Source organism: Pseudoalteromonas sp. P1-16-1b (assembly GCF_001401785.1).
Taxonomy (GTDB): domain Bacteria; phylum Pseudomonadota; class Gammaproteobacteria; order Enterobacterales; family Alteromonadaceae; genus Pseudoalteromonas; species Pseudoalteromonas undina.
In genome coordinates, this window is sequence record NZ_LKGQ01000003.1 from 241,773 (window position 1) to 261,984 (window position 20,212).

Annotated in this window: 18 protein-coding genes; 15 read left to right on the forward strand and 3 right to left on the reverse strand. The window is 39.6% G+C overall.

Going from position 1 to position 20,212, the window contains the following annotated elements; translation table 11 throughout:
• Positions 1 to 6: 6 nt before the first annotated feature.
• On the reverse strand, positions 7 to 1,128 hold the full coding sequence (locus AN392_RS03955) for an S-(hydroxymethyl)glutathione dehydrogenase/class III alcohol dehydrogenase (RefSeq protein ID WP_055011898.1): 1,122 nt from the start codon (positions 1,126 to 1,128) through the stop codon (positions 7 to 9).
• Between the two features lie 130 nt (positions 1,129 to 1,258).
• Here AN392_RS03955 and AN392_RS03960 point away from each other — a divergent pair, with 130 nt between their 5' ends.
• The 7 genes from AN392_RS03960 (at position 1,259) to AN392_RS03990 (ending at position 9,025) form a co-directional block, all read left to right on the forward strand.
• On the forward strand, positions 1,259 to 2,131 hold the full coding sequence (locus AN392_RS03960) for a LysR family transcriptional regulator (protein ID WP_200908272.1): 873 nt from the start codon (positions 1,259 to 1,261) through the stop codon (positions 2,129 to 2,131).
• A 136-nt stretch (positions 2,132 to 2,267) separates the two neighbouring features.
• Positions 2,268 to 3,485: a lipoprotein-releasing ABC transporter permease subunit gene (locus AN392_RS03965; protein ID WP_055011900.1), complete on the forward strand. Its 1,218-nt coding sequence runs from the start codon at positions 2,268 to 2,270 to the stop codon at positions 3,483 to 3,485.
• Positions 3,478 to 4,176 (forward strand): lipoprotein-releasing ABC transporter ATP-binding protein LolD, encoded by a 699-nt coding sequence (lolD, locus tag AN392_RS03970; protein WP_010389881.1) that lies wholly within the window; start codon positions 3,478 to 3,480, stop codon positions 4,174 to 4,176. Before AN392_RS03965 ends, lolD begins: the two co-directional genes overlap by 8 nt.
• Positions 4,166 to 5,410: a lipoprotein-releasing ABC transporter permease subunit gene (locus tag AN392_RS03975; RefSeq protein ID WP_055011901.1), complete on the forward strand. Its 1,245-nt coding sequence runs from the start codon at positions 4,166 to 4,168 to the stop codon at positions 5,408 to 5,410. Before lolD ends, AN392_RS03975 begins: the two co-directional genes overlap by 11 nt.
• A gap of 98 nt (positions 5,411 to 5,508) precedes the next feature.
• Positions 5,509 to 5,982, forward strand: a complete 474-nt coding sequence (locus tag AN392_RS03980) for a DUF1456 family protein (protein ID WP_055011902.1) — start codon at positions 5,509 to 5,511, stop codon at positions 5,980 to 5,982.
• Between the two features lie 402 nt (positions 5,983 to 6,384).
• Positions 6,385 to 7,737: an NADP-specific glutamate dehydrogenase gene (gdhA, locus tag AN392_RS03985; RefSeq protein ID WP_055011903.1), complete on the forward strand. Its 1,353-nt coding sequence runs from the start codon at positions 6,385 to 6,387 to the stop codon at positions 7,735 to 7,737.
• A gap of 181 nt (positions 7,738 to 7,918) precedes the next feature.
• A complete protein-coding gene (locus tag AN392_RS03990; RefSeq protein WP_055011904.1) occupies positions 7,919 to 9,025 on the forward strand; it encodes a GGDEF domain-containing protein in 1,107 nt (368 codons plus the stop codon).
• 45 nt (positions 9,026 to 9,070) lie between these two features.
• Here the strand turns inward: AN392_RS03990 and AN392_RS03995 are convergent, their stop codons facing one another.
• Both AN392_RS03995 and AN392_RS04000 read right to left on the reverse strand, forming a co-directional pair.
• Positions 9,071 to 10,804 (reverse strand): AMP-binding protein, encoded by a 1,734-nt coding sequence (locus AN392_RS03995; protein ID WP_055011905.1) that lies wholly within the window; start codon positions 10,802 to 10,804, stop codon positions 9,071 to 9,073.
• 169 nt (positions 10,805 to 10,973) lie between these two features.
• Positions 10,974 to 11,420, reverse strand: coding sequence for a DUF3010 family protein (locus tag AN392_RS04000; RefSeq protein WP_010389888.1), 447 nt, complete (start codon positions 11,418 to 11,420; stop codon positions 10,974 to 10,976).
• Between the two features lie 374 nt (positions 11,421 to 11,794).
• On the opposite strand from AN392_RS04000, the gene thrS reads away from it, so the two are divergent.
• From thrS to AN392_RS04040, 8 genes are all read left to right on the forward strand, one after another.
• A complete protein-coding gene (thrS, locus tag AN392_RS04005; protein ID WP_008466944.1) occupies positions 11,795 to 13,705 on the forward strand; it encodes a threonine--tRNA ligase in 1,911 nt (636 codons plus the stop codon).
• 59 nt (positions 13,706 to 13,764) lie between these two features.
• Entirely contained in the window at positions 13,765 to 14,325 is a 561-nt protein-coding gene (gene infC / locus AN392_RS04010; RefSeq protein ID WP_008466946.1) for a translation initiation factor IF-3, read from the forward strand.
• A 212-nt stretch (positions 14,326 to 14,537) separates the two neighbouring features.
• Complete coding sequence (gene rpmI, locus AN392_RS04015; RefSeq protein ID WP_004587840.1) at positions 14,538 to 14,738, forward strand: 50S ribosomal protein L35; 201 nt, start codon at positions 14,538 to 14,540, stop codon at positions 14,736 to 14,738.
• 15 nt (positions 14,739 to 14,753) lie between these two features.
• Positions 14,754 to 15,116: a 50S ribosomal protein L20 gene (gene rplT / locus AN392_RS04020; RefSeq protein ID WP_008110477.1), complete on the forward strand. Its 363-nt coding sequence runs from the start codon at positions 14,754 to 14,756 to the stop codon at positions 15,114 to 15,116.
• A gap of 305 nt (positions 15,117 to 15,421) precedes the next feature.
• Positions 15,422 to 17,239 carry a M14 family metallopeptidase gene (locus AN392_RS04025; RefSeq protein WP_055011921.1) on the forward strand — a complete coding sequence of 606 codons (1,818 nt, stop codon included), beginning with the start codon at positions 15,422 to 15,424 and terminating at the stop codon, positions 17,237 to 17,239.
• Position 17,240: 1 nt separating this feature from the next.
• The gene (locus AN392_RS04030; RefSeq protein WP_055011906.1) at positions 17,241 to 17,882 is read left to right on the forward strand and encodes an MBL fold metallo-hydrolase; all 642 of its coding nucleotides are present in this window, start codon (positions 17,241 to 17,243) and stop codon (positions 17,880 to 17,882) included.
• An 84-nt stretch (positions 17,883 to 17,966) separates the two neighbouring features.
• Complete coding sequence (locus AN392_RS04035) at positions 17,967 to 18,425, forward strand: Lrp/AsnC family transcriptional regulator (RefSeq protein ID WP_008110469.1); 459 nt, start codon at positions 17,967 to 17,969, stop codon at positions 18,423 to 18,425.
• A 116-nt stretch (positions 18,426 to 18,541) separates the two neighbouring features.
• Positions 18,542 to 20,098: a SulP family inorganic anion transporter gene (locus AN392_RS04040; RefSeq protein ID WP_055011907.1), complete on the forward strand. Its 1,557-nt coding sequence runs from the start codon at positions 18,542 to 18,544 to the stop codon at positions 20,096 to 20,098.
• Positions 20,099 to 20,212: the final 114 nt, after the last annotated feature.

A 20,212-nucleotide genomic window follows, 5' to 3' on the forward strand; every position in this document is an offset into this window, starting at 1 on the left:
AAGAAATTAGTAATGAATAACAGTACGAATACTCTTACCTTCGTGCATTAAATCAAAGGCATCGTTAATTTCTTCAAGGCTCATGGTATGGGTAATAAAATCATTAAGAGCGAATTCACCCGCCATGTAACGCTCTACAATTTCAGGAAGTTGCGAACGACCTTTAACGCCTCCAAATGCGCTACCACGCCATACACGGCCAGTAACAAGTTGGAACGGGCGAGTTGAAATTTCTTGGCCAGCACCAGCTACACCAATAATTACAGATTCTCCCCAGCCTTTATGACAACACTCAAGGGCAGAGCGCATTACATCAACGTTACCAATACATTCAAATGAGTAATCAACACCGCCGTCGGTCATCTCTACAATCACTTCTTGAATTGGCTTGTCGAAGTCTTTTGGATTAATTAAGTCGGTAGCACCGAGTTTAATCGCAAGATCAAACTTAGAGGTGTTAATATCAATACCAATAATACGGCTTGCACCAGCCATTTTGGCGCCAATAATGGCCGACAAACCAATGCCACCTAGACCAAAAATTGCCACCGTATCGCCCGCTGTTACTTTTGCCGTATTTGTTACAGCGCCCATACCGGTAGTGACACCGCAGCCCAATAAGCAAATTTCCTCTAAAGAGGCTTCTTTATTTACTTTAGCTAGTGAGATTTCAGGAAGTACTGTGTACTCAGAAAAGGTCGACGTCCCCATGTAGTGATAAATAGGTTGGCCGTCTTTGAAAAATCGCGTTGTGCCATCTGGCATTAAGCCTTTGCCTTGTGTTTCGCGTACAGCAGAGCACAAGTTGGTTTTACCTGAAGTACACATTTTGCATTCACCACATTCTGCGGTGTATAGAGGAATAACGTGATCGCCAACTTCTACACTTGTAACGCCTTCGCCCACAGCGTAAACCACCCCAGCACCTTCATGGCCTAAAATAGCGGGGAAAATGCCTTCTGGATCTTCACCTGATAAAGTAAAAGCATCTGTATGGCATACACCTGTGGCAGTAATTTTTACCATCACTTCGCCTTTTTTAGGCATCATCACGTCAACTTCTTCAACGCTTAAAGGCTGATTAGGGCCCCAGGCAATCGCTGCTTTTGATTTTATAAATTCAGACATGTGTATATCCTTTGTAGTGGTTTGAATATCAATTGTAGACCCAAACTGTTTGGGTGATGTGCCTATTGTATTTATTTCTATAACAATGATAATCTCTAAATTAATAAAACACTTTTACAGTATGGTAATAATAATGCGTTGGGAAGGGATTGATGAGTTTATTGCTGTTGGCGAAGAGGGAAGTTTCACTCAAGCTGCACAGACGTTGGGTCTATCGGTTGCCCATATTAGCCGCCATGTTACTAAGCTTGAGCAACGGTTAAATACTCAACTTTTAACGCGTACGACCCGAAAGGTGGTATTAACCAAAGAAGGTGAGCAGTTTTTACACCAAGTAAAACATTTACAACACGCTATGGATGAAGCCACTCAGGGGCTAGCGTCTGTGCAAACATCCCCTAAAGGTAAAATCAAATTAACCGCACCGGTTATGTATGGTGAAAGTTTTATTATGCCGATAGTGCATTCGTTTATGCATGGTCACCCCGAGGTAGAAGTAATCGCAACGCTCTCTAACGAGCAAGAAAACTTGCTGGAGGGCGGCTTTGATTTAGCCATTCGATTAGGCCATTTAAAAGATTCGAGTTTAAAAGCGCGACGCTTGAGCTCTCGGCGATTTATTATGTGTGCTGCACCAAGCTATTTAGCGCGTTTTGGCGAACCCCATACGTTAGGTGAACTTAACCAGCATCAATGCTTAATTGGTAACAGTAGTTATTGGCGAGTAAATGAAAACGGTCGTGACAAACATATTAAAGTAGCAGGGAGGTTGCATTGCAATAGCGGTTGGGCACTGGTTGACGGCGCTAAAAAAGGGTTGGGTATTGTTCAGTTGCCGGATTACTACATAGAGAATGAGATAAAAACAGGGCAGTTAGTACCAATATTAACAGCTTATCAACCTCAGCAAGAGGGTGTGTGGGGGCTCTATCCTCCTCGGCAATTTGTTGCTACTAATGTACGGGTATTACTTGATTATCTAGTAACAGGATTAAAAGTTTAGCTTGGCTTAGTGATTTGCTTATAATATAGCCAAGTATAAGATTTATAAATTATTTCTTACATTTATGGTGATATTCAATTGCGCTGAGTTCGTGCTACTATAAAGCCACACTTTTAGCATTAATGTTTTAATTAATATGTTTCAACCTGTTAGCCTGTTTATCGGACTTAGATATAGTCGCTCTTCCAAAGGCAATGCGTTTATTTCGTTTATTTCTTTTTTTTCTATTGCAGGTATAGCGATTGGTTTAATGGCGCTCTTTACAGTAAGTAGTGTCATGAACGGTTTTGAAAGCAGCCTGAAAATGAATATGCTCGGACTCATTCCACACGTTGAAGTGCAGGCAAAACAACACTCTAAAACGCAAATGAATACTCTTAAAGCTGATCTTGAGCAATCACCGTATGTTGATCATGTTAGTTTATACCGCCATGGTGAAGCTATACTACAAACAAATAAAGACCTGCATGGTGTGCTGCTGCAAGGGCTCTATGATAATGATGGCTCGCTTTATAAAATCACTGACAAAGTAGTGCAGGGGAATTGGCAAAGTGTATTAAATAATAATTATCACATTGCTATTAGCCGTTATCTAAGCCGTAAACTCGGCGTTAGCTTGGGCGATAAACTGCGCGTTATTATGCCCAATGCGTCAACTTATACACCCCTTGGTCGTGTCCCTAGCCAGCGTTTATTCAAAATTGCTGCTATTTACGAAACTGGTTCAGAAATTGACATGGGACTGGCATTTACCAGTGGTGTGTCATTGCAACGAGTATTAAAGCAAAGTAGCTCTACACCCCCTAATTTAAGTGTGTCACTGCATGAGCCATTTGCACTTGATGAATTTATTCAAGACAGCCAACTTATTCTGAAGAATTTTAAATACACCGATTGGCGCAGTAGCCAAGGCACTTTATTTGCCGCTGTGGCGATGGAGAAACGCATTATGTCTATGTTATTGGGCTTAATCGTGCTGGTGGCGGTGTTCAATATTGTGTCAGCGCTCACCATGATGGTGAGTGAAAAACAAAGCGAAGTTGCGATACTGCAAACACTAGGGCTAACGCCAAGCCAAGTACAAACTGTATTTATGGTTCAAGGTTTATATAACGGTGTGATTGGTACGGCAGTAGGTGCCTCTTTAGGTATTTTATTTAGCTTATATATTAATGAACTGCTGGCGTTGGTTGGCTTAAATTTATTATCGGGGATTTCACTGCCGGTCAAATTTGATGCGCTTAGCTTAAGTGTGATTGCGCTTTTAAGCTTAGCAATGAGCTTTTTAGCGACTTTATATCCTGCGCGCCAGGCCGCTAAAGTAAACCCAGCCGAGGTATTACGTTATGAATGATTTAGTAATTAGTTGTGAACAAATAAGTAAAGTGTACCAAGACGGGCAAAACCAAGTTGAGGTATTAAAAGGGGTTGATTTAGCCCTAACCCAAGGTGAAATGCTAGCTATTGTAGGTAGCTCAGGTTCAGGTAAAAGTACCTTATTGCATATTTTGGGTACCTTAGATACCGCCAGTTCTGGCAGTGCAAAAATCAAAAACCAAGATGTGGCTAAACTTTCTCGCAGCCAACAAGCCGCGTTTAGAAATCAAAACTTAGGGTTTATTTATCAATTTCATCATTTATTAATGGAATTTAGTGCGGTTGAAAATGTTGCTATGCCACTGTTAATAAAAGGCTTGAGTGCCAAAGAAGCAAATGTAAAAGCACTCGACATGCTTGATAAAGTTGGGCTTGCGCACAGAAGTAGCCATAAACCGTCGGCACTTTCTGGTGGCGAACGGCAACGTGTTGCCATAGCGCGTGCTTTAGTGACTGAGCCTGCACTGGTTCTTGCAGATGAGCCAACGGGTAATTTAGATAAGCAAAACGCGATTAAAATTTACGATTTAATTAATCAGCTAAATAAAAGTTTAAACACCAGTTTTGTGGTGGTGACTCATGATTTAGAACTTGCCGACAAGCTGGGTAAAATAGCGTATTTAGATGATGGTAAATTATCAATAAAAGAGTCAAACCATGTTGCTTAGTGCCTTTATAAGTAAACGTTTCAGAGCCTATTCAGGCCATAAAGATGAAAAAAACGCGTTTGTTAGTTTTATTGCTAAGGCATCTACTATTGGTATTTTACTTGGTGTTGCCGTTTTAATTGTGGCGTTATCGGTGATCAATGGTTTTGAACAACAATTGGTTCATCGTTTATTAAGTGTAGTGCCACAAGTTGAATATGTAGCACCAAGCAGGCCGATTGCTGATTGGCCCAGCAAAGTCGAAAAATTAAAACAGCAACCACAAGTAACAGGAGCAGCCCCATTTATAGCAGTAAATGGTATGGCGCAATTTAAAAGCCAATTAAAAGCAGTTGAAATACGTGGTGTTGAGCCTTCGCTAGAGAGTGACGTATCAGCGGTTAACCAATTTACACAAGGTAAATTAGTCAGTCAGCTAGCACTTGAGGATGTTATTTTAGGCAAGCAAATTGTCACTCAACTTAATATATCAATAGGCGACAATGTCACTTTATTGATCCCCCAAATTAGTGAAAAAGGGCAATCATTACTTGCGCCAAAACGGGTCACATTGACACTCGCAGGCGTTATAGAAATGGGCGGGCCTATTGATAGCAGTGCCGCGTTTATTCACCTTAACAAAGCCCAACAAACCTTAGGCTACGATCAAAGCCAAGTAACCGGCTTACGTTTACGAGTTGATGATGTGTTTGCAGCGCACCAAATAGCGCTGATAGTAGGGCAAACAGTCACTGATTATGTGTATATATCGAGTTGGTTTAGAACCCAAGGCAGCTTGTATCAAGACATTCAAATGGTGCGTACAATTGTTTATATTGTGGTGTTTTTGATTATTGCAGTCGCCAGTTTTAACATTGTTTCGTCTTTAGTGATGGAAGTGCGCGAAAAAGAAGGCAATATTGCCATTTTAAAAACCATGGGTGCCAAAGACAGTACTATATTGGCTACTTTTGTAATGCAAGGCTTAACTCAAGCATTTGTTGGCGTAGTATTAGGCTCTATTATTGGGGTCATTCTAGCAATCAATATTAGTGAGCTCTTTACTTGGCTGAGTTTATTGCTGGGTGAAAATCCGCTAGAAGGTGTGTATTTTATCGAATTCTTACCGAGTAAATTAGTTTGGCAAGATATAGTGTTAACTGTTATTGCCACCTTTGTGCTTGCAATATTGGCGACGCTGTATCCAGCATGGCAAGCAACACGTGTTGATCCGGCAAAAGTATTGGGTAATTAAACACAGTATTTAATAGGGCGCTTAGTGTAACTCTGATAAACTGCGCCGCTATTAAACAGCTTTTGTTTGCTGAGCACTTATTTACCTTGGGATTTACTTTGACAAATAACGATATTTTACGCCGTATTCGCTACACCTTTGATTTAACAGATTCAGCAATGGTTGACGTGTTCGCCGCTGCAGAGCAGAGCGTTAGCACTGAGCAGGTGATTGCATGGTTAACTAAAGAGGGCGAGCAAGGTTACACCCCAATAAGTGACACCGAATTTGCGGTATTTTTAAATGGCTTTATAAACACTAAGCGCGGTAAACGTGACGGTGAGCAGCCAATCCCAGAGACTAAATTAAACAATAATATTATTTTTATGAAATTACGTATTGCTTTAAATATGAAAGCAGAAGACGTGATAGCCACACTCGCCTTAGTTGATTTTGATTTAAGTAAGCATGAGCTCAGTGCATTTTCACGTAAAGTTGAAAACAAACATTATCGTGTGTGTAACGATCAAGTTTTACGTTTATTTTTAACTGGTGTGCAGCGTACTTTTCGCCCAGATGGCGAAAAAGCTTAATGCATTTTATAGAGGTTGATTAGCAACCTCCATTTAAACCTCTTAAACGAACTCACTAAAATCTACGCTATTATTAGTCTTATCCTTCTACAACTTCAGTCTTATAAAGCATTTTATGTTGTCGCTCTCGTAAAAACGTAGAGTCGTATTTTGTTTTACTATTTTTTTAATACTTTTAACGTGTTATTCATTTAAACTGGTGTTTTTAGCATATAAATTCTTTTTTAACGGGTTTTTATACAAAAGAAACAACAATTTAATTCAACATCAAACACGTGCATCCAGTTTATTTATGATGTTAAAGTGTAAAAATAATGATCGCATAATCAATTTCTCCACTAACAATAACGTTGATCATTTTTCCTGTTTCGAATTAAAAAATATCCACATGGAAGAATAAATATGAATTATATACACAGAACAATTGCGCAATTAAAGCAGACGAGTCCTGCGCAATGTGAGTTTTATCAAGCAGTAGAAGAAGTGCTAGACTCGCTAGAGCCTGTATTTGCGCAAACCAGTCATTACCAACAACAAGCAATTATTCAAAGAATGGTAGAGCCAGAGCGTCAGTTAATGTTTCGCGTGCCTTGGGTTGATGACGAGGGCAATATTCAAGTTAATAAAGGCTACCGTATCGAATTTAATTCGGCGCTTGGCCCTTACAAAGGCGGCTTACGTTTTCATCCAAGTGTAAATGCCAGCATCATAAAATTTTTAGGCTTTGAACAAATTTTTAAAAATGCACTGACCGGTTTGCCTATAGGCGGCGGTAAAGGAGGCGCTAATTTTGATCCTAAAGGACGCTCTGATGGCGAGATAATGCGTTTTTGCCAATCGTTTATGACCGAGTTATATCGCCATATCGGCCCTACAACCGATGTACCTGCAGGGGATATTGGCGTAGGGGCGAGAGAAATTGGCTATATGTTTGGCCAATACAAACGCTTAACAGGGCGCTATGAAGGCGTACTAACCGGTAAAAGTTTACTTTGGGGCGGATCGCTAGCTCGCAAAGAAGCAACAGGTTATGGCGCAGTGTATTTTGCTAACTATATGCTTGAAGATCGTGATGACAGCTTATCAGGAAAACGCTGTTTAATTTCAGGCTCAGGCAATGTGGCAATTTATGCCATGGAAAAATTATATCAACTAGGGGCTACGCCTATTGCCTGTAGTGACTCAAAAGGCACTTTGTACGATGAGAGTGGCATTGACTTAAAACTTATTAAGCAATTAAAAGAGCACTCACGAGGATGCTTAAGTGACTACCTAGATACTCATCCTCATGCCAAGTATACGCCTCGCGATGAGTACCCTCAGGATGGTCATGCTGTATGGCGTTACAGTGCGGATGCGGCTTTTCCTTGTGCTACACAAAATGAATTAACCCAATCGGATGCAAAAGCACTACTTGAAAATGGCTGTACTTTAGTCAGTGAAGGAGCAAATATGCCTTCAACCAAAGAAGCGATTGATTGCTTTATTGAAGCAAAAATTGCTTATGGACCTGGCAAAGCAGCAAATGCAGGTGGGGTGGCAACGAGCCAATTAGAAATGGCACAAAATGCCAGTATGCAAAGCTGGACATTTGAGCAAGTAGATGAAAAGTTAAAGCAAATAATGAAAGATATTTTCACTACAGCTAACGATACCGCAAAAGAATTTAATCAACCCGGTAACTTGTTACTTGGTGCAAATATTGCTGGATTTAGACGTGTAGCAGATGCAATGATTGAACAGGGCGTTGTATAGCGACGCCTCGGCTATTTATTAGTGAACCCAATAATTTTTATCTATATCTTGAGCAGGCATTGTTCAGGATATAGCAAAAATAATGTATAATATTATTTAATAAGGTAAATTTAACTCGCTAATTAATAACAATAAACTATAGTGTGGATAAGGATAAGTGAGCTTATTAAGGAGAGTGCCGGTGCGTCTTATTCCCGCAATTTTTTATTTTTCAAGTGCAACAGAGCACAACTTCCAAAATCAACTCAATAAAAGCTCAATGCGTCTTGCTGATGCATCACTCTATCTAGTAACACTGTTTTTATTGTCTTTTATTTTTATGTCTTGGCTTAATCAACAAGAGCCTGCCAATTCAACCATAACAATTTTACGCGTAACTATGGTGTTGTTATCGATAGTCCTCATTATTGTAAATAGAACATTAAGTTCAGAGTACTTGCATTCGCGCTTTTTCAGTTATGCGGTTTTATTTTGTTTTTTATTTAGTTATTTCTTTTGGGAATATGTGCAACGCTATAGTGAATTAAAAGAGGGTGGACCTATGCTTGTCGCTGCTGCATTTATAGCCATACCGATGCTGCACTTAGGACATAAACTGGTTTTATGGTCAATAATTGGCATTGCCCTGATATTTATTGAGCTTTTTTCTTCTACTTCAATTGCGTGGACACTTTATTTTTATTTCAGCATAGTTATTGTATTGGCCATAGTGCAATATCAACTAGATACCCTATTAAGGAAGCAATATAAAGCGGAATTATTTGAAACTGAAAAAGCCAATACCGATCAATTAACAGGTATGCATAATCGGCATAGTTTTGATAGACGCTGTAAAGCATTAATTAACAAGTTAGCGCCATCACAATATTTAGGGTTAGCCATGATTGATGTCGACTATTTTAAAAATTATAACGATAACTACGGCCACTTAGAGGGAGATAACGTACTAATAGCAGTCGCAAACCGACTAAAACATTGTGACGCTGATATTGTGGTGCGTTTTGGTGGTGAAGAATTTATATTGGTAAAAACATTACAGGCAAATGAGTTAGATTGGTTGAGTGACTTACCTAAACGCTTTGCAGCCGACCCGATTGCACATCAGTATTCACCCTTTAACCGTATTACTGTCTCTGCTGGTATTGCAATTGATAAATACACTACATATAGACCTTCAATTAAATCATTGTTGGCAACAGCTGATGTAGGGGTTTATAAAGCTAAAAATGCAGGACGAAATATAAGTATTACTGACTTTGTTGTTTCTAAACAACCTGAAATTGAGTAAGACAATGCAAAGCACTAAGCTGATAGTGCTTTGCATTTAATCAGCTTATGAAAATGCAGACTCGGCGAGCTCTTCTTGCATTTGTTCGCGCATTTTAAATTTTTGCAATTTTCCGGTTACCGTCATCGGGTAATGTTCAACAAAGCGAATATATTTAGGCTGTTTAAAGTAGGCGAGTTTGTCTTTTAAAAATAATCGAATTGCTTGCTCATCAAGCACTTCACCTTCTTTAGGCTGGATCCAGGCACAGACTTCTTCGCCAAACTTTTCATCAGTAATACCAAAAATTGCCGCATCTTGTATCCCTGGGTAGGTGTATAAAACTTCCTCAATCTCACGGGGATATATATTTTCTCCGCCGCGAATAATCATGTCTTTAATTCTGCCAACAATACTGACAAAGCCTTCACTGTCCATTACCCCTAAATCGCCAGAATGTAACCAACCTTGATTATCGATAGTAGCTTTGGTTTTTTCTTCATCGTTCCAATAGCAACGCATAATACCAGCTCCACGGCTACAGACTTCACCTGGTTGGCCTATTTTTTGAACTTCTCCCACTTCATCAATAATTTTTACTTCGGTGTGCGCAAGCGCTCGTCCTACAGTGGTGACTTGACGCTCAATTGATGAGTCGGTTTCAGTGATGTTGTTGATTGGGCTGCACTCTGTTTGTCCATAGGCTATAACGACTTGATTCATATTCATTAGTGTTTGTACTTTACGCATAACTTGTTCGGGGCAGGTTGAGCCTGCCATAACGCCGGTTCGTAATGTACTTAAATCATAATCACTAAAGTTATTAAGCTCTAATTCGCTTATAAACATGGTAGGCACGCCATGAAGCCCGGTGCATTTTTCTTGTTGTACCACCTCTAATGTGGTTTTTGGATCGAAAGAATCACTTGGATAAATAGCTGCAGCGCCTTTACTTACGCACAATAAGCTGCCTAAAACCATGCCAAAGCAATGATAAAGCGGTACAGGGATACACAGCTTGTCATGTTCAGTAAAATGCATTGCTTGGGCAACAAGCAGTGCATTATTAAGAATGTTTTTATGCGTTAGCGTAGCCCCTTTAGGATTCCCTGTGGTGCCAGAGGTAAACTGAATATTAATGTCTTGATTACAATTTAGAGTTTTAGCCACCGCTTGAAGTTCAAACTGGTGAGCGTCTGTGGGCATGGCGAGTACTTCATTAAACGAAAACATACCATTTACTGGCTCATCACCTATACAAATTACATTTTTTAATGAAGGGAGTTTAGCGGCTTTTAATTCCCCTTTTTGGCAACTATCTAGCTCTGGGGCTAAACTTTGTAGCATATTAACGTAGTGACTGCCCTTAAACGCTGTGGCAGTAATAAGTGTAGAGCATTCAACACTATTAAGCGCATATTGCAGTTCACTGGGGCGGTAAGCTGGGTTAATACACACCATGATTGCGCCGATTTTAGCTGTTGCAAATTGTGTTAAGCACCACTGTATATTATTGGGTGACCAAATACCGACCCTGTCACCTGATTTAACCCCTAATGCCAACAACCCCATCGCAAGTTGATCAATCTGTTGCTGAAATTCCTTATAGTTTAAGCGAATATTTTGGTGAGCAACAACAACTGCCAATGCCTCAGGGTTATTGTCGACAATTGAATCAAGGTATTCTCCAATAGTTTGCTCTATTAGCGGTGTGCTTTGAATCCCCTTAAAATAACTATTTGATAGCGGTATAGTGTTTATTTGTTCTACTTCTTTATGCACTGTTTGTGTCGCTTTCATGACATTCTCCATGTTTTTATCTATCCAAGGCTTGTTGATTAAATAAACATGAATTGTCGACAAAGGGAAGAGGGTTAGACTAATGTATTACACTTTTATTTGAAAATTTAGACATAAAAAAACGCGTAATATTGAGCTATTACGCGTTTTTACAAGGATGCAATTGGTATTACATTTCGTCGCTGCGGTAGGTTTTTTTCATGATATAAACATAAGCATTAACGAATGCATTTTCTTGATATTTTTTAAGACCAGTGTCTTCGAACGCGATAGGGATTGGGTTGCGTTTTACTTGCTCTTTTATTTCAGTAGTTGAAAACACGCGAACATCGAGGTTGTCGATTAATTGAATAGCCGTTTCCATTTTGAACCCTTTAGCGCTACCTGCAAATTTACCTTTAGGCTGGCGTTCGCGAATGGCAACAGAATCAATTTGGTAATCTTGCATCAGCTTTGCAAAATCAAATTGAAATTTACGCATTATTTCAGTGTCGTTACCGTTACCTAAGGTAAAGCGTGTTTGGCGCACGTCACGAATATCAAAAACGTCGTTATCTTTACTTAAAATACAAAGTAGTACATCGCTACCGGTAATTTCTACACCACATGTTCTCATTGTTAATCTCTACTATAACTTAATTACCGGTTATTATACGCAACACGCATTAAAATGCGAGTTTAAGCACTTTGTGTGCTGCTTTAATATAGTGCTTTACGTTAATTTGATGCGGCGTGACTGAAGAAAAGTTATTAATTGCACATTTATGTTAAAAATGCGTGGTTTTTAGTAGCTTAAAACTTGTAATTAACGCTGCAGCACGCGACAATATCTTTTTTGTAGTTGAGCAGACTCAGCATCTACATTAGCCTTTGACGGCGAAAAATAGTCAATGCTTATTCGTAAAAGCGTTGTCGAGTCATTCTCATTTAATTAATTAAAAAATACACGTGATACATTGTAGGTGTCACCACTGTATGTAAGGATTTATAATGCCAGTTATTACTCTCCCTGACGGTAGTCAGCGTAGTTTTGAAAACCCTGTAAGCACGCTTGATGTTGCAAACGATATCGGCCCTGGTCTTGCTAAAGCAACCATTGCTGGTCGTGTGAATGGCGAACGCGTGGATGCATGTGATTTAATTTCAGCCGACTCTCGTCTTGAAATTATTACAGCAAAAGATGACGATGGTTTAGAAATTATTCGCCATTCTTGTGCCCACCTAATTGGTCATGCAGTTAAGCAACTTTTCCCAGACGCTAAAATGGCGATTGGTCCTACTATCGATAACGGTTTTTACTATGATATTGATATGGAACATTCGTTATCTCAAGATGATCTTGATGCTATTGAAAAGCGTATGTTACAGCTTGCAAAAACAAACTACGATGTAGTGAAAAAAACCGTTAGCTGGCAAGAAGCACGCGATACGTTTGCGGCGCGTGGCGAAACATACAAAATAGAAATTCTTGACGAAAATATTGCTCAAGATGATCGCCCTGGTTTATACCACCACGAAGAATATGTAGATATGTGTCGTGGACCACACGTTCCTAACATGAAATTCTGTCAAAACTTCAAAATTATGAAGGTAGCAGGTGCATACTGGCGTGGTGATTCTGAAAATAAAATGCTGCAGCGTATTTACGGCACAGCGTGGGGCGATAAAAAGCAACTTAAAGCGTACTTAAAGCGTTTAGAAGAAGCTGAAAAGCGTGATCACCGTCGTATTGGTAAAGCACTTGATTTATGGCACTGGCAAGAAGAAGCGCCAGGCATGGTATTTTGGCACAACGATGGTTGGAGCATTTACCGTGAATTAGAAGAATTTGTGCGTGAAAAATTACGTGAGTACCAATACGAAGAAGTAAAAGGTCCAATGATGATGGACCGTTCGTTATGGGAAAAATCAGGTCACTGGGAAAAATATTCAGAAGCCATGTTTACCACGGAATCTGAAAAGCGTGAATACGCAATCAAGCCAATGAACTGTCCAGGTCACGTACAAATATTTAACCAAGGTTTAAAATCATACCGTGATTTACCACTGCGTATGGCTGAGTTTGGTTGTTGTCACCGTAATGAGCCATCAGGCGCACTTCACGGTTTAATGCGTGTGCGTGGCTTTACCCAAGATGATGCGCATGTATTCTGTACTGAAGAGCAAATCATGGATGAAGTATCGGCCTGTATTAAAATGGTTTACGATACGTATGAAACATTCGGCTTTGAAAAAATTGTAGTTAAACTTTCAACTCGTCCAGAGCAACGTATTGGCGAAGATGAAATGTGGGACAAAGCTGAGCTTGCACTTGCTGATGCACTTAAGGCAAATGACATTGAATTTGATTACCTACCAGGTGAAGGGGCGTTTTATGGTCCTAAAATTGAATTTACTTTGTACGATTGCTTAGACAGAGCGTGGCAGTGTGGTACAGTGCAACTAGACTTTGCATTACCTGGTCGTTTAGGCGCAACATATGTGGCTGAAAATAACGAACGACGTACACCTGTTATGATACACCGCGCTATATTAGGGTCTATTGAGCGCTTTATCGGTATTTTAACAGAAGAGTATGCTGGTTTATTCCCAACGTGGCTTGCGCCTAAGCAAGTGGTGATTATGAATATCACCGATAAACAAGCACCGTATGTTCAGGAAATTGTACAAAAATTAAATAAACTTGGAATTAGAGCCGCTGCTGACTTGAGAAATGAGAAGATTGGCTTTAAAATCCGTGAGCATACACTTAAGCGTATTCCTTACTTATTGGTTGTTGGCGACAAAGAAGTTGAGCAACAAGAAGTAGCAGTACGAACTCGCACAGGTGAAGACCTAGGCAAATTTAATGTCGATGATTTTGTAGCTAAAATCAGTGAAGAAATCAAAAATCGACAGTAAAAATCGAGCGTGTAGGGCAAGCAAAAATAGCCAGCTACACGCTTATATTATTGATATTCTTGGAGGAACGTACTATTAGAGGCGGCAAGAAAGGGCAACAAACAGCTCAAAAAAATCGTATTAACGAAGAAATTACAGCGCAAGAAGTTCGTTTAATCGACATCGACGGCGAACAAGCTGGAATTCAGTCATTAAAAGACGCGCAAGCTATGGCTGATGCAGCGGGTGTTGATCTTGTAGAGATCAGTCCAAATGCTGAGCCGCCTGTTTGTAAGGTTATGGATTACGGTAAGTTCATCTTTGAAAAAAGCAAAGAACTAAAAGAGCAGAAGAAGAAGCAAAAGCAGATCCAGATTAAAGAAATCAAATTCCGTCCAGGTACGGATGAAGGTGATTATCAGGTTAAGCTACGCAACTTACGCAAGTTCTTAGAAGCTGGCGATAAAGCTAAGATAACTATCCGCTTCCGTGGTCGTGAAATGGCTCACCAAGAAATTGGTATCGAATTATTAAACCGTATTAAAACCGATTTAGAAGAATTAGCAGTTGTTGAATCTTTCCCAAATCGTGTTGAAGGCCGTCAAATGGTTATGATGATGGCGCCGGTTGCTAAAAAGTAATAATTAGGCGATAATACGCACCGAATTTAGCTCAGGTTTGCAAGTGATATGAAAATGTCCACCTGAGTTAACCGGTTTTAAAGTAAAATTGCGGTATTTATATCGGGTTTTCACCGGAACATAGCAGTAAGTTAGGCCTTTAAAGTGGAGCTATAGCAATATATCTCACGCCTTCTTACTAATTTTAAAGCAATACAATTGGAGTTATTGCAATGGCTTACAAGCTAAAAAGTCACAGAGGCGCAGCTAAGCGTTTCAAAAAGACTGCTTCTGGCGGTTTCAAGCGTAAACAAGCGCATCTTCGTCACATTCTGACTAAGAAAACTTCTAAGCGTAAGTTACACCTACGTCCTAAGATGATGGTTCATAAAAATGACCATGGTCTAGTTTCACGTATGTTACCATTCGCTTAATAGGGGTTTTTAGAAATGGCAAGAGTTAAACGCGGCGTTGTCGCACGTGCACGTCACAAAAAAGTTTTAAAACAAGCGAAAGGTTACTACGGAGCACGTTCACGTGTTTACCGCGTAGCTTTCCAGGCTGTTACTAAAGCGGGTCAATACGCTTACCGTGACCGCCGTGCTAAGAAACGTACTTTCCGTCAATTATGGATTGCACGTATCAATGCTGCTTCACGTCAAAATGGTCTGTCTTACAGCCGTTTTATCAATGGTCTTAAAAAGACATCTGTAGAAATCGATCGTAAGATCCTTGCAGATATCGCTGTTTACGACCAAGTTGCATTCGCAGCGCTTGTAGCAAAAGCAAAAGAAGGCCTAGCGGCAGCTTAAGTTTTTGTATAAGTATTGAAAAGGAGCCTATGGCTCCTTTTTTTGTGACTGCTATTTACTGCTTTAGCTATGTCATACCTTTTAGCTCCGTGTATCCATTTAACTTAACTAGCTAAACCAGAATTTTAGGCATGTTCATTGTTGCTCTTAAGGTTGATATTAATTATGTTTTTATCAGTACTTGAGCAAATAATCAAAGGGAACTGCAGTTGGCTGCATTTTTTTGTTGAACTACCGCAGTTTTGGCATCTAAAAAGCTTTAATTGCTATAATTTTTTTAATTAATGCGTTTGCTAGAGAAGTATATGTTTATAAGTTTATTGGTTTTATCTGCAAGTATGGCGAATAACAGTCATTTACCGCCATTATTACCATGGGAAGGTGCGAGCACATCGCTATTGCAACAACAGGGACCTTTAACCACAGACTTTGAAATTTCTGCAGGAGTCTCGTCTCCTAATTATGCTGATACCATGGCATTTGTTGATAGGTTGGTAGCGGCTAATCCCACTCAATTTAAATCAAAAACGATTGGCTATAGTAATAGTAAACGTGCAATAAACATGTTGATTGCCAGCGAACAAGGCTTTTTTGATGCTGGGCAAATGGCTAACAGCACTAAACCAACTGTGCTTATTCAGGCTGGTATTCACGCCGGTGAGATTGATGGTAAAGATGCAATGTTTATGTTGCTTAGAGATATTGCCACGGGTAAACGTCGCGATATATTAAAAAAGGTAAATATTTTATTTATTCCCATTCTTAATGTCGATGGGCATGAACGCAGTAGTGCATTTAATCGAATCAATCAGCGCGGCCCAGTAAAAATGGGTTTTAGAACAAATGCTAATAACCTTAATTTAAATCGTGATTTCACTAAATTAGATACCCCCGAGGTTAAAAGCGTACTTGCAGTCATTAACGATTATAATCCTAATTTATATATAGACGTGCATGTGACTGATGGGGCCGATTACCAATATGATGTCACCTACGGCTATAACCCAGTATTTGCTAGCGAGTCGCCCGCTATTTCGGATGCACTCAACCGTTACTTTAAACCTGTTATTGATCAAACCTTAACTGAGCAAGGACATATCCCTGGCCCTTTAGTGTTTGTTATGGATAAACAAGAATTTAAATCAGGTTTAGCAGGTTGGGTGGCGACGCCTCGTTTTTCTAATGGCTGGGGTGATTTAAGGTCATTGCCAACTATTTTAGTCGAAAACCATTCTTTAAAACCCTATAAGCAACGCGTGCTAGGGACTTATGTGTTTATAGATGGTGCTATTGAAGCGTTAGCAACCCATAAAGATAAACTCGCCAATGCGGTAAAAAAAGAACAGCAATTTGTGCCTAAGCAATTAATTGTTAAACGTGGTTACGCTGAGCAAGCTGATCATATCAAATTTAAAGGCATTGCTTATTCTAAGAATATGAATGCATTATCAAATCAGCAAGAAGTAAGTTATATAGGTAAAAAGCAAGATTATGACAAGCTGCCTATTTTTTGGCAAAAAGAAGTACAGCACACGGTTGAAGTCCCTAAATCGTTTTTTATCCCGCCAGTGTATACCGATATTATCGAAAAGCTTGCTTTACATGGGGTATCAATTAATAAACTCAGTGGCGCCAATACTCAGCCGTTAAAAATGGCAAAAGTGGCGCAATATAGCTTTGATAAAGCACCATTTGAAGGGCGATTTAGAGTGTCGGCACGTTTTAACTATGAACCGGCCACGAATGTCGATTTAGATGGTTGGTTTGAAGTCAGTACCCAACAAAAAGCAGGCGAGTTAGCTGTGCATTTATTGCATCCAGAAGCACCTGACTCTTTTTTTGCATGGGGTGAATTTAATACGATTTTTCAGCGAACAGAGTATATGGAAAATTACGCATTGCTCCCATTCGCTGAGAAAATGCTCCGCGATGCTCCGAAATTAGCAGAGGCATTTAATAAAAAACTGAAGCTAGATAAAGCATTTGCTACAGATCCTGAAGCGCGCTTAAATTGGCTCTATGAACATAGCCCGTTTTACGATCAAGCTTATTTAAAATACCCAATTTTAATGTCATATGAACAAGATATAGTTATTCAAGCGCAAAAAAATAAAGAAATATAAGATGAAAATAATCACAATTCCCGTTACGCAGTTTATGCAAAATTGCCGAATTATAGTATGCGAACAAACCCAGCAAGCTGTGGTGGTAGATCCCGGTGGTGATGTTGACAAAATTAATGCAACACTAACACAGCATAACTTGAGCTTGTCAGCCATTTGGTTAACCCATGGACACTTAGACCATGTGGGTGGTGCTCATAGTTTACGTGAGCAATACAATATAAAGATTATTGGCCCACATAAGGATGAGCGCTTTTGGTTTGATAACTTACCAATGCAAGCCACAATGTTTGGATTTAAACCTATCAGTGCTTTTTACCCAGATGAATGGCTAGCACATGGTGATACCGTACAAGTTGGTCAGCTTGCATTTAAAGTACTGCATTGCCCAGGGCACACCCCAGGACACGTTGTATTTTATCAAGATACGCAAAGCACCGTTATTGTGGGTGATGTTATATTTAAAGGCTCAGTCGGTCGTACTGATTTTCCAAAAGGAGACAGTAAGCAGCTTATTAGCTCAATACAGGCCCATATAATGACGTTGCCACTGAGTACCACAATTTTAAGTGGCCATGGTGAAGATACCGATGTCGCCAATGAGAAGGCAACCAATCCGTTTGTAAGTGGTCAATTTGGTTGATGTGTTTAATTGTTAAAAATATGCAGACTGCTTTTTAAAAAGGCTGTATAATTTAACCAATTTATTAGATAAATAAGAAATAAAATGTCTCTAAATCACGTAGATCGCCAAATATTGGCACTTTTACAACAAGATGCAAGTTTATCAACCGCTGAAATTGCAGATAAAGTAGGCCTATCTCAGTCTCCTTGTTGGCGTCGTATTGCCAAATTAGAACAAGATGGCTACATCAAAAGTAAAGTCGCATTGCTTGATGAAAAAAAGCTGGGCTTTGATATGTTGGTTTACGCCCATGTACGTTTATCAAACCATGGTAAAAAGAATCTAGCCGAGTTTGAAAAACTGATACTTAGCTATGATGAAGTGACTGAATGTTACACTATGGCGGGTACTATGGACTTTATGTTACGTATTATTTCTCAAGGCATAGAAGGTTATGAGCACTTTGTACGCGATAACCTACTTAGCTTAGAGTACGTCCAAGAGGTTCATTCTAACGTGACCATGACCTGTGTAAAACGTAGTACAGCCTTACCACTGTAAAATAAAAATAAGCCGATGATAAACAAATCGGCTGCATTAACTATAATTGTGAAATGAGCGCTAATTTGATAGAATTCAGCGCTTTTTTTGTCAGCTAAATAAAACTGAGGAACTCAATGTTTAACTTACTCAGTAGGGCGCCAAGCTCTGCTAAAAACGATATTCTCTCTGGATTGACCGTGGCACTTGCCTTGATCCCAGAAGCTGTTGCATTTGCCTTTGTTGCAAATGTAGAACCCCTTGTTGGTTTATATGCCGCATTTATTGTTGGCTTAATTACGGCTATTTTTGGTGGTCGTCCAGGTATGATTTCGGGTGCAACCGGTGCGCTTGCGGTTGTAATGGTAAGTTTAGTACTGGATCACGGAGTGGAATATCTATTTGCCACTGTGTTGCTGATGGGGCTATTACAAATATTGGCTGGGGTATTTAAGCTCGGTAAGTTTATACGTATGGTTCCACATCCGGTGATGCTCGGTTTTGTAAATGGCTTAGCGATAGTTATATTTTTAGCACAGCTCGGGCAGTTTAAAGTACCTGATGGTGCTGGCGGTCAAGAATGGATGACGGGCAGTGCAATGTACATTATGCTCGGTTTAGTGGCGCTAACTATGGCTATTATTCACTTTTTGCCAAAATTAACGACCGCAGTCCCTTCGTCACTGGTTGCCATTGTGACGGTAACTGGCTTAGTTATTGGCCTTGACTTAGAAGCGCGTACAGTACTTGATTTCTTAAAAGGTATGACAGGTAATGAAGCTGCAACGATTGCCGGTGGTTTACCGCAGTTTCATATTCCTATGGTGCCTTTTAATTTAGAAACACTACAAATTATCTTCCCATATGCGCTTATTCTTGCAGCAATTGGCTTAATTGAATCGCTGTTAACGCTAAGCTTGATTGACGAAATTACAGAAACACGTGGCCATTCTAACAAAGAATGTATTGGCCAAGGTGCGGCAAACGTTACATGTGGTTTCTTTGGTGCAATGGGTGGCTGTGCCATGATTGGCCAATCTATGATTAACATTAATTCAGGTGGTCGTTCGCGTTTATCTGGTATTAGTGCTGCGCTGATGTTACTTGCGTTTATTATCTTTGCCTCAAGTTTAATTGAAATGATCCCACTAGCGGCATTAGTTGGTGTTATGTTTATGGTAGTACTTGGAACATTTGAATGGGCAAGTTTTAAAATGATGAAACGCGTGCCTTTATCTGACGCATTTGTAATTGTTTTAGTATCGGGTGTGACGGTTATCACTGACTTAGCCATTGCTGTGTGTGTGGGTGTTATTGTGTCTGCATTAGTGTTTGCTTGGCAGCATGCTAAACATATCTACACAACGAACTATATTGATAAAGAAGGTTCAAAAGTTTACGAGTTACACGGGCCCTTATTCTTTGGCTCAGTTAAAAACTTTGCCGATTTATTTGATGTAAAGAACGACCCTAAAGACGTTATTGTTGAGTTTAAATACAGCCGTGTTGCGGATCACAGTGCAATAGAAGCAATTGATAGCCTAGCTGATAAGTACAATAAAGCGGGTAAAAAGTTGCATTTACGTCACTTAAGTCAGGACTGTACTGAACTACTTCATAAAGCGCGTGACTTAGTGGAAGTAAACGTAATTGAAGATCCAACTTATAAAGTTGCTTCAGACAAACTTGCTTAATAAATAAAAAGTAAACATTGAGAAGCGAAAGGTACATACCTTTCGCTTTTTTTATGCATATAGCTCAATGAATCGCTTAACCGCAAAAGCATCAGACAACGTTATCGTTTGCGA

Excerpts from the sequence above, each read along its gene's own strand:
- AN392_RS03955 (WP_055011898.1), bottom strand. The coding sequence starts at position 1,128 with ATGTCTGAATTTATAAAATCAAAAGCAGCGATTGCCTGGGGCCCTAAT.
- AN392_RS03965 (WP_055011900.1), top strand. The coding sequence starts at position 2,268 with ATGTTTCAACCTGTTAGCCTGTTTATCGGACTTAGATATAGTCGCTCT.
- lolD (WP_010389881.1), top strand. The coding sequence starts at position 3,478 with ATGAATGATTTAGTAATTAGTTGTGAACAAATAAGTAAAGTGTACCAA.
- AN392_RS03975 (WP_055011901.1), top strand. The coding sequence starts at position 4,166 with ATGTTGCTTAGTGCCTTTATAAGTAAACGTTTCAGAGCCTATTCAGGC.
- gdhA (WP_055011903.1), top strand. The coding sequence starts at position 6,385 with ATGAATTATATACACAGAACAATTGCGCAATTAAAGCAGACGAGTCCT.
- AN392_RS03995 (WP_055011905.1), bottom strand. The coding sequence starts at position 10,804 with ATGAAAGCGACACAAACAGTGCATAAAGAAGTAGAACAAATAAACACT.
- AN392_RS04000 (WP_010389888.1), bottom strand. The coding sequence starts at position 11,420 with ATGAGAACATGTGGTGTAGAAATTACCGGTAGCGATGTACTACTTTGT.
- thrS (WP_008466944.1), top strand. The coding sequence starts at position 11,795 with ATGCCAGTTATTACTCTCCCTGACGGTAGTCAGCGTAGTTTTGAAAAC.
- rpmI (WP_004587840.1), top strand. The coding sequence starts at position 14,538 with ATGGCTTACAAGCTAAAAAGTCACAGAGGCGCAGCTAAGCGTTTCAAA.
- rplT (WP_008110477.1), top strand. The coding sequence starts at position 14,754 with ATGGCAAGAGTTAAACGCGGCGTTGTCGCACGTGCACGTCACAAAAAA.
- AN392_RS04025 (WP_055011921.1), top strand. The coding sequence starts at position 15,422 with ATGTTTATAAGTTTATTGGTTTTATCTGCAAGTATGGCGAATAACAGT.
- AN392_RS04030 (WP_055011906.1), top strand. The coding sequence starts at position 17,241 with ATGAAAATAATCACAATTCCCGTTACGCAGTTTATGCAAAATTGCCGA.
- AN392_RS04035 (WP_008110469.1), top strand. The coding sequence starts at position 17,967 with ATGTCTCTAAATCACGTAGATCGCCAAATATTGGCACTTTTACAACAA.
- AN392_RS04040 (WP_055011907.1), top strand. The coding sequence starts at position 18,542 with ATGTTTAACTTACTCAGTAGGGCGCCAAGCTCTGCTAAAAACGATATT.